A 9,205-nucleotide genomic window follows, 5' to 3' on the forward strand; every position below is an offset into this window, starting at 1 on the left:
CCACGGGCGTCCAGGGGGCGGCGGGGACGGGCCCATCCACCGGTACGCCGTAGCGGCTGGAGGCGCTGTTGGCGGCGAGTCCGCCCGGCGGGATGACCGGCCAGTCAGGAGATCGCACGGAGTCCATCAATCACTCGCAGGATGAGGTCGGGGGCGGGGGCGTCCGTGACGTCTCCGTCGTGCACATCGAGGTGACCGGCGGCCCGCAGGTCGCCGACCAGGACCCGGGTCACGCCGACGTGCAACCGGGCCCGGGCGGACAGCTCCGCGACCGAGGTCGGTTCGGCGCAGAGCGCGATGATCATCTGGAGTTCCGGTGCCAGCCCGGTCGCCGGGGGACCGTCCGCACCGCGCGCCGTCACCTGAGTCTCCAAGCCGATCGCCGGATCGGTGCCGGCGACCCGCCCTGCGGTGAGCACGAACGGTCGGGGCCCGGCCGGCCGGTCGGTGTCCGGTTCGGGCATCGGGACGTCCTGGCCGGGCGGCTCCGGCACGCCCAGGTAGGGCCGGATCCGGACCAGCGGTTCCGGATCCGGCTCCTCGCCGACGGCCGGTCGGGTCATTGCTGAACGGCGTTCTTCAACTCGGCGATCAGTCGGGGGGTGAGTGCGCCGCCGGCCCGTCCGGCGAAGAGCGTCATCTCGTACGCCACGGTGCCCAGGTTGGCCGTGCGGTCAGCGACCACGCCGAGCACCGAGCCGGCGCTGATCGCGCTGATCAGCAGGTACCCGTCGGCCATGTCGACGATCACCCGGTTCAGGCCGCCGAGGGCGTACCAGCTCGCCGCACCCCCGGCCAGGCTCGTCATGCCGGAGATCACGGCGGCGAGGCGTTCGGCGTTCGCGCGGTCCTTGATCGCCGACATGGCCATCAGGAGACCGTCCGACGAGACGGCGATCGCCTCCAGCACCCCGGCGGTGCTGGAGGTGAACGAGTCCAGCAGCCAGTTGAAGGTACGCGCCTCCGGGCTGAGCTCCGGGCCGGACGCGCGGCCGACGTTGTCGTGCAGGTACGGGCTGGTCACCGTGATGATCCTTCTTGGTTGGGGCCGTGTTCGGTACCGACGTGGCGCAGAGCGCGGGCGACGCCCGCCTCGAACTCCGCGATGCTGTCGCGGGCCTCGTTCGGGTCCTGGGGCCGCACGACGGCCGGCGCGACCTGTGGCCGTACGCCGGCCAGGCTCGCTCCGGGCACCCGCCGGGCAAGCCGGGGCCGGTCGGTGCCCGCACCGGCCGGCGGCTCGGAGCGGGTCTGCTCGGCCCGTCGTACCCCGGTCTGGAACTGCTCAACCATGGCCCGCGCGGCCTCCGGGTCGGAATCGACGGCGTTGGCCGGGCCGGCCGGGAGCCCGGCCGGCGGCAGGCTCGCCCCCGGCACCCGTCGCCGGATCGTGGGCGCTTCGGCGGACACCCCGACGGCAGTCGGCAGCCCGGCCGGTGCGGCCGGCAGGCGGAGCGGTGCGGTGGGCGGGTTCGGCGGTGCGGCGGGTGGCTCCGCGGTGGTCGGTGGGGTCAGGGCGGCCGGCTGGGCACCGGCCACCGGCCCGTCCGGGGCCGCGAACCACCACGCGGTCGTCGCACCGGAGCTGACCGTCGGCGCGCCGACCTGCTCGCCCGGCCGGCCGACCGGCCGGGGCACGGTCTGCCGGGGCACGGCCGTCCCGGCCGGGGTCGCTGCGCTGGCCGTACCGAAGGCGTCCCAGGACTGCGCGGAGGCCATGCTGCGGGTGACCCGGGTCAGCAACTCCGGATCGAAGGCGGGGGCCGGCGTGCCGGCAGGCCGGGCCGACGGTCCACCGGTCGGCTCCCGGTTCGATCCGGCCGCCCCGGGTGTGCGCCGGTCCCGGCTCGGTACGGCGACCTGCGCGGAGGCGACACCCGGCCGGTCGGCCCGGCGCAGCACCAGCAGCGACTGCGGTATCCGCAGCCGGGCGGTCACCCCGCCGCCGGGGGTGTGGGCCAGTTCGACCGACCAGCCGTGCCGGCGGGCCAGCCGGCCGACCACGAAGAGGCCGAGCACTTCGGTGGGAGCCAGGTCCAACCGTTCCCGGCGGGCCAGCCGGGCGTTCTCCTCGGCCAGCCGCTCCTCGGTCATGCCGAGGCCGCGATCGGCCACGGCGAGCAGGGCGCCGCCGTCGGTCACCTCGCCGGAAACCGTCACCCGGGTGTGCGGGGGCGAGAAGACGGTGGCGTTCTCCATCAGCTCGGCCAGCGCCAGTACCAGGTCGCCCACGATCGCGGGCGCGGCGGACACCCCGGACGGCACCTGCACGTCGACCCGGGTGTAGTCCTCGATCTCCCCCAGCGCCAACCGCACCACGTCGGCCAGTGGCACCGGGGCGACGTGGCTGTCGGCGCCGGTGGCGCCGGAGAGCACCACCAGGCTGTCGGCGTTGCGGCGCAGGCGGCTGGAGATGTGGTCCAGCCGGTACAGGTGTTCCAGCCGGCCGGGGTCGGTCTCCTGCCGTTCCAGCCGGTCGATGAGGGCGATCTGCCGGCCGACCAGGTTCTGGGTACGGCGTCCCACGTGACCGAACATCTGGGCCACGTTGCGCCGGCCCGCCACCTGCCGCTCCACCAGCCGGGCGGCGGTGTTCTGCACCTGTTCGAAGGCGCGGGCGAGGTCGCCGATCTCGTCCTGGGCGCGGACGTCGACCGGATCGAGGCGTACCGGTGGGGTGGCGTCGGACTCGTCGTCGGCCACCCGGGTCAGCTCGGCCTCGGCGACCCGGGCGACCCGGTCGGCGGAGCGGGTGAGCCGGGTCAGCGGGCGGGCCACGGTACGGGCCACCGCCATGCTGAGCACGACCACGGTCAGCAGCACCAGGGCAGCGGTGATGCCCACCAGCCAGGCCACGGCCAGCGCCCGCTGCCGTTCGGCCCGGGTCTGCTCGATCACGTCGGCGGCGATCTTCTTCTCCACGAACTGCCCGAAGGTGATCATCGAGCGGGCCGCGGGGAAGATCACGTCCAGCGACAGTCGCCGGACGACGGCGATCGGGTCGCGGGCGCTCTCCGCCTGGAAGGTGGCGGTGCCGCGAGCCGCGACGGCCGCATCGTTCAGCAGCGCCAGTTGGTACTGCTCGGCGGTGATCATGCGGCGGAACCGCTGGCTGTCCACCTGGAGTGCGGCCATGTTGGCGACGTACGCGGCCGCGACCCGCGGATCCGAGGTGGCCTTGACCAGCACGATCAGGGTGGCGGCAACCCCGAGCCGCTCGTCGGCGCGCATCAGTCCGTCGAGCGCGACGACCTGGCGACCCACCGACGTTTCGGTGTCGGCCCGGAAGGGTAGCCGCAGCGCCTCGATCAGGGCCATGTTGATCGGGCCGAATGCCTCCAGGACCTGGCTCGGACTGGCGGCCCCGGCGAGCACTCGGGGGCGCAGCTCGGCGAGCCCGCGGACGCCGTCGAGAGCGGCGCGGAGGTCGGTGGTGAGCTGGCCGCCCAGTTCGGCGTGGAGGTCGGCGACCTGGTCGTCCACCTCCGCCGACTTCTGCACCAACTCGTGGCGGGGGATCCGGCCGAGCAGCAGCCCGACGGAGAGGAAGCGTTCCTGTTGCAGGTTCTGGACCAGGCTGCCGACCCGGTTCGCGAGCCGGACGGTGTCCGAGGTCTCGGCGGCCCGCCGGGCCTCCGAGATCCGGTCGACCACCACCGGCACGGCCAACCCGACCATGCTCAACAGTGGGATGATCACCAGGACTGCCAGCTTGCCCCGGATCCGCAGCCTACCGAGCAGCATCGAGAGGCCCCCACGGATCGGTGCCGACGTGCTGGCCCGGCCCGGTGGGCTGGAGCAGTCGGTGGTCCTCGGGGCTCAGGCCGCGCGGGTCCGGGGCGGCGGCCCCGCCGGTGGCGCGGGAATCCGCGGACGGCTGCCAGCCTCCGGGGCCCGGTTGCCGCTCGGGCTTCGCCCCGGTGTCGGGGCCTGCCTCGGTGGCCCGTCGGCGCGTCCGGTTGGCTTCGCCCAGGAGTACGCCCAGCAGGATCAGCGCGAGCAGCGCCGCCGTGGCCGCGGCGCCGGCGGCGAGCCACCGGTCCAGGTCGTAGCCGTCGATTCGGTCGACCAGCTGCGCGTCGAGCTGGTCGAGGATGACCGGCTGGAGCTGCCGGGCGGCGGACTGTGCGTTGGCGCGGGCGGCAACGACCTGGGCCGGATCGGCGAGGCCGGTACGGGAGCCGGGCTCGGGCGCGGAGTAGGCCGCGAGCGCCTCGACGGCGCGCTGGTAGGTGTCCAGCGGGGCCAGCACCGAAGCGCCGAGGTCGGTGCGCTCCGAGTTGTCCACCGCCGCCCGTAGGCCGGCGACCAGGTCGGACGCGGAGCCGAGCGCGGTCACCCGGGCCTCGGCCAGCTCGCCGATGCTCCGGCTGGCCTGGCTGGTGGGGCGGCGCGTGGCAAGGACGGTGAGGTCGGCGAGGCGACCGGCGGCGACCAGCGCGGCGGGCAGGTCACGCCCGACGCTGTCCTGGAGGAAGAACGAGTCCGCTCCCGGGTCACGCGCGAGGCCGGAACTCTCCCGGACCTTGCGGTAGAGGGCCAGCAGGAGGTCGGTGACCTCGCGGTACGCGGAGTAGGCGGCCTCCGGCTCGGCGAACCTCCGCTCGGGCAGCGCCTCCAGCTTGGCGCGCAGACCCGACCACCGTTCCTGGCTGCGCAGCTCGCCGCCGATGCGCAGGTCGACCTGGGCGACGCCGCGTACCGCCTGGTCGAGCGAGGAGCGGGCGGCGGGCCGGCCGGCGACGGCGGCGGACTGGGCTTCGACCAGCGCCTCGGTGACCGGGGCGAGCGCGCGAAGGTACTCGATGCCGAGCCGTTCGCGGTTGGCGAGCTCCCGGTCGTCTGCGGTGCTCCGGTAGGTCTGGACGAAGAGCGCCGCGACCGGCGCGAGCAGCGCCACGACGAGTACCAGCGGCAGCAGGCGACCCGGGCCGGTGGGCCGTCGAGGGGGCCGCTGGGTGGGGACTGTCATGCGGTCGGTCTCCTCCGGCGACGGGTGGGTGTCTCCTGTCCGGTGCCGGGGTCGCCGACGCAGTCCCGTGCACCGGACCGGAAAAGTATCCGACGGGCTCGGCGGTGCTGCCATGGGTCCACTGTCCTTTTCCCGTCATCACACGCGATGTCACCGTCCGATGACCCGGCGGTCACCTGCCGCGATGTCCGGCCTGTTGTCCTGCTTGGATCTGGGAGGAATTCGGGCGATAGTCGAAATTCCCGGGATCCGAAGTCATTGGGCTGGGCAATGTCTGGACGGGAGTCGATCGACCATGCGGGTGCATCGATCGGACGACACGAACCTGCCAGACGGAGGATCCCAGCCAACGTTCAGGAACGCGCCCGTACCGTTGTCGTATGAGATCACCGCTGTGGGCCGTGCGGCTGAAGCGCGTCCTGGGCGGCCGACGCCGGATCGTTGCCGCGTCGGCTGCCGTGGTGCTGCTGGCCGCCGCCGCGGCCTGGGCGGCCCAGCCCGACCGGTCCGGCTTCCGTACCGAGTCCGCCCTGGTCACCGTCCGATCCGGACCGGACGGCGACGAGCCGGTCGAGTTGGATACGACACTCTGGCTGCCCGACGGCGCGTCGGCCGACAACCGGGTGCCGGCGGTGCTGTTGGCGCACGGCTTCGGCGGTACGAAGGACTCCGTCCGTACCGACGCCGAGGACCTGGTCGCCCAGGGTTACGCCGTGCTGACCTGGACGGCGCGCGGCTTCGGCCGCAGCGGCGGGCAGATTCACCTGGACCACCCCGACTACGAGGTGCGGGACGCCCAACGGCTGCTGGACCGCCTCGCCGCGCGGCCGGAGATCCGCACCGACGCCGCCGGCGACCCCCGGGTCGGTGTGGTCGGCGGCTCGTACGGCGGCGGTCTCGCCCTGCTGCTGGCGGCCCAGGACCGGCGGGTCGACGCGATCGTCCCGATGATCACCTGGAACGACCTGTCCCGGGCCTTCCTGCCGGAGAGCACCGGCCGGCCGGCCACCGAGGGCGTGTTCAAGAAGGGCTGGGCCGGGATCTTCTTCGGTGGCGGCGGGAACGTCGGCGCGGGCCCGGCCGGGTTCTCCGGCGCGTCCGCCGTCCCGCCGGAGGGCGTCCCCGCGTCGCCCGGCCCGTCCGGCTCGGCCCCCGCGGCGGGACCGGGGGTCGGGTCGGTCCCGACCCGCGCCGAAGCCGCCGACCCGTCCTGCGGGCGGTTCGCCGCGGACGTCTGCGCCGCGTACCTGCGCATCGCCACCACCGGCCGGGCCGACCAGGCCGCCGTGGACCTGCTGCGCCGCTCCTCCCCGGCCGGTGTGCTCGACCGGATCAAGGCGCCCACCCTGCTGGTGCAGGGAGAGGCGGACACCCTCTTCCCGCTGACCGAGGCGGACGCGAACGCGCGCGGTATCGCCGCCGCCGGCACCCCGGTGCGGGTCGCCTGGTTCACCGGTGGCCACGACGGCGGTGCGGGACCGACCAGCGACTCCGACCGGGTGAAGTTCCTCACCGCGCAGTGGCTGGACCACTACGTCAAGGGCGAGGGGGACGCCCCGGGCGACGACTTCACCTTCTCCCGGATCGCCGGCTTCAACGCCCTCGACCGAGGGCTGGCGGCCAGCGGTTACCGCACCACCGACTACCCGGGGGTCGTCGGCCAGACCCGCCGCGAGGTGGCGGTGGCCGGTCCTGCCCAGCCGGTCGCCAACCCGCCCGCCGGCAACCCGGCCGCGATCTCCGCGGTGCCGTTCGCCGGGGCGCTCAGTTCGCTGCTCGACGGGGTGGCCGGTGACATCCCCGGCCAGCACGCCCGCTTCGAGTCCACGCCGCTGGGCGAGGCGGTCGACGTGGTCGGCGCGCCCACCGTATCGATCCGGGCGGCCTCCCCGACCGGTGAGGCCGTGCTCTTCGTCAAGCTCTACGACGTCGCCCCGGACGGCTCGGCCACCCTCCCCTCCGGGCTGGTCGCCCCGGTCCGGCTCAGCGGCCTGCCGGCGAGCGTCGACGCCGCACGACCGGTCCAGGTCACCCTGCCGGCGATCGTGCACCGGATCGAGGCCGGGCACCGGCTGCGGCTCGTCGTGGCCACCTCCGACCAGGCGTACGCCACGCCGGTGGAGCCGACCGTGTACACCATCGCCGCGGGCGACGCGCCACTGGCGCTGCCGACCGTGGACGCCGTGCCCATCGCCACCGCCGCCGCCGTGTGGCGCTGGGTGCTGCTCGGGCTGCTCGCCGCCATCGCGGTCGGGCTCGTCGTGGTCGTCGCCGTCCTCCGCCGCCGGCACCGCCGCCAGGACGACTCCGTGCATCCGGAGTACGCCGGCGTCCCGCTCGTCGTTCGTGACCTGCGCAAGGAGTACGCCGACGGGTTCGTGGCCGTGTCCCGGGTGGACTTCGAGGTGCACCCGGGGCAGGTGGTGGGCCTACTCGGGCCCAACGGCGCCGGCAAGACCACCACCCTGCGGGTACTGATGGGGCTGACCCAGCCGACCAACGGCGAGATCTACGTCTTCGGGCACCGGCTGGTGCCCGGGTCGCCGGTGCTGTCGCGGATCGGTGCGCTGGTGGAGGGGCCCGGCTTCCTGCCCCACCTGTCTGGCCTGGAGAACCTGAAGGCGTACTGGCGGGCCACCGGCCGGCCGTGGGAGGACGCGCGCTTCGACGAGGCGCTGGAGATCGCCGGCCTGGGGGCGTCGGTGCACCGGCGGACGAAGAACTACAGCCACGGCATGCGGCAGCGGCTGGCCATCGCGCAGGCGATGCTCGGCCTGCCGGAGCTGCTGGTGCTCGACGAACCGACCGACGGGCTGGACCCGCCGCAGATCGCCGAGATGCGCCGGGTGCTCCAGCGGTACGCCACCGGCGGCCGGGCGGTGCTGGTCTCCAGCCACCTGCTCGCCGAGGTGGAGCAGACCTGCACGCACGCCGTGGTGGTCAACAAGGGCCGGATCGTGGCGTCCGGCCCGGTCGGGGAGATCGTCGGTGAGTCGCCGAGCGTGCTCTTCGAGGTGTCCGACCCGGCCGCCGCCCGGGAGGTGCTCGGCCGGCTCGACGGGGTCCGGGTGCTGCCCGACGGCGACGGTCAGTTGGTGGTGGACACCAACGGCACCGCCCGCAGCGAGGTGGTGGCGCAGCTGGTACGGGCCGGCGTGGGGGTGGACCGGGTGGTGCCGCGGCGCCGCCTGGAGGACGCGTTCCTCGCCCTGGTGGGCGAGAACTCTCGGGGAAGCGGGGACCGGTGATGGCGGGCTCTACTGTCGGGTCGACCTCGGGCGCGGGCCCGGCCGGCGGGTCCGGACCGGCCGGGACCACGGGCGCGGCCAACCGGGGCGGGGCGGCGGTCGGTTACCGCCCCTCGGCGACCATGCCGTTCCTGGCCGAGTTCCGCCGGCAGGCGTCGCGGCGGCGTACCCAGCTGGCGCTCGGGTTCATGGTGCTGCTGCCGCTGATCATCCTGATCGCGTTCCAGTTCGGCTCCGGCGACGACGACCGGGACGGTCGGGGTGAGTTCTCCAGCCTGGCCGACCTGGCCACCTCGGGCGGGCTGAACTTCACCCTCTTCTCGATCCTGGTCTCGGCCTCCTTCCTGCTGGTCGTGGTGGTGGCGCTGTTCTGCGGGGACACGGTGGCCAGCGAGGCGAGTTGGGGCAGCCTGCGTTACCTGCTGGCCGTCCCGGTGCCCCGGGCGCGGCTGCTCGCGGTGAAGTTGCTGGTCGCGCTCGCGTACTCGGTGCTGGCTCTGCTGCTGCTCGCGGGTACGGCCCTGGTCGCCGGCACCCTGCGGTACGGCTGGGCGCCGCTGCGCAGCCAGGTGGCCGCCGAGCTGACGCCGGGGGAGGGCGTGCTGCGGCTGTTGGCGGTGCTCGGCTACCTGGCGGTCGTACTGCTGGTGGTGGCCGGTCTGGCGTTCCTGCTCTCGGTGACCACGGACGCCGCGCTCGGCGCGGTCGGCGGCGCGGTGCTGCTGTGGATCCTCTCCAGCATCCTGGACCAGATCACCGCGCTCGGTGCCGTGCGTTCCTTCCTGCCGACCCACTACAGCAACGCCTGGTTGGGTCTGCTCTCCACCCCGATGCAGACCGACGACGTGGTCAGGGGCGCCATCTCCGCTATCAGCTACGCGACCATCTTCTGGTCCCTGGCGTTCTATCGCTTCACCCGCAAGGACATCACCAGCTGACCGGTTCCCTACCGGGCCGCGCAGGGGCCGGGGTGGGCGGTGGGGAG

6 protein-coding genes are annotated in these 9,205 nt (G+C 74.2%); 2 read left to right on the forward strand and 4 right to left on the reverse strand.

What is annotated here, in order from left to right:
• Positions 1-104 precede the first annotated feature (104 nt).
• The 4 genes from E1166_RS26860 to E1166_RS26875 are packed head-to-tail and all read right to left on the reverse strand — an operon-like array spanning position 105 to position 4,972.
• Complete coding sequence (locus tag E1166_RS26860; RefSeq protein WP_132342720.1) at positions 105-563, reverse strand: DUF742 domain-containing protein; 459 nt, start codon at positions 561-563, stop codon at positions 105-107.
• Entirely contained in the window at positions 560-1,024 is a 465-nt protein-coding gene (locus E1166_RS26865) for a roadblock/LC7 domain-containing protein (RefSeq protein WP_132271193.1), read from the reverse strand. The genes E1166_RS26860 and E1166_RS26865 overlap by 4 nt, the downstream gene beginning before the upstream one ends.
• Complete coding sequence (locus E1166_RS26870; protein WP_132342721.1) at positions 1,021-3,744, reverse strand: nitrate- and nitrite sensing domain-containing protein; 2,724 nt, start codon at positions 3,742-3,744, stop codon at positions 1,021-1,023. Before E1166_RS26870 ends, E1166_RS26865 begins: the two co-directional genes overlap by 4 nt.
• Entirely contained in the window at positions 3,731-4,972 is a 1,242-nt protein-coding gene (locus E1166_RS26875) for a hypothetical protein (protein WP_132342722.1), read from the reverse strand. The genes E1166_RS26870 and E1166_RS26875 overlap by 14 nt, the downstream gene beginning before the upstream one ends.
• Before the next feature lie 380 nt (positions 4,973-5,352).
• Between E1166_RS26875 and E1166_RS26880 the strand changes: the two genes are divergently transcribed.
• The gene (locus tag E1166_RS26880; RefSeq protein WP_132342723.1) at positions 5,353-8,220 is read left to right on the forward strand and encodes an alpha/beta fold hydrolase; all 2,868 of its coding nucleotides are present in this window, start codon (positions 5,353-5,355) and stop codon (positions 8,218-8,220) included.
• A complete protein-coding gene (locus E1166_RS26885; protein ID WP_132342724.1) occupies positions 8,220-9,158 on the forward strand; it encodes an ABC transporter permease subunit in 939 nt (312 codons plus the stop codon). Before E1166_RS26880 ends, E1166_RS26885 begins: the two co-directional genes overlap by 1 nt.
• Positions 9,159-9,205 lie beyond the last annotated feature (47 nt).

The organism is Micromonospora sp. KC213, from assembly GCF_004348325.1.
Classification (GTDB): domain Bacteria; phylum Actinomycetota; class Actinomycetes; order Mycobacteriales; family Micromonosporaceae; genus Micromonospora.

What these genes read in the sequence shown, in the direction of transcription:
- E1166_RS26860 (WP_132342720.1), bottom strand. Translation starts at nt 563, where the DNA reads ATGACCCGACCGGCCGTCGGCGAGGAGCCGGATCCGGAACCGCTGGTC.
- E1166_RS26870 (WP_132342721.1), bottom strand. Translation starts at nt 3,744, where the DNA reads ATGCTGCTCGGTAGGCTGCGGATCCGGGGCAAGCTGGCAGTCCTGGTG.
- E1166_RS26875 (WP_132342722.1), bottom strand. Translation starts at nt 4,972, where the DNA reads ATGACAGTCCCCACCCAGCGGCCCCCTCGACGGCCCACCGGCCCGGGT.
- E1166_RS26880 (WP_132342723.1), top strand. Translation starts at nt 5,353, where the DNA reads ATGAGATCACCGCTGTGGGCCGTGCGGCTGAAGCGCGTCCTGGGCGGC.
- E1166_RS26885 (WP_132342724.1), top strand. Translation starts at nt 8,220, where the DNA reads ATGGCGGGCTCTACTGTCGGGTCGACCTCGGGCGCGGGCCCGGCCGGC.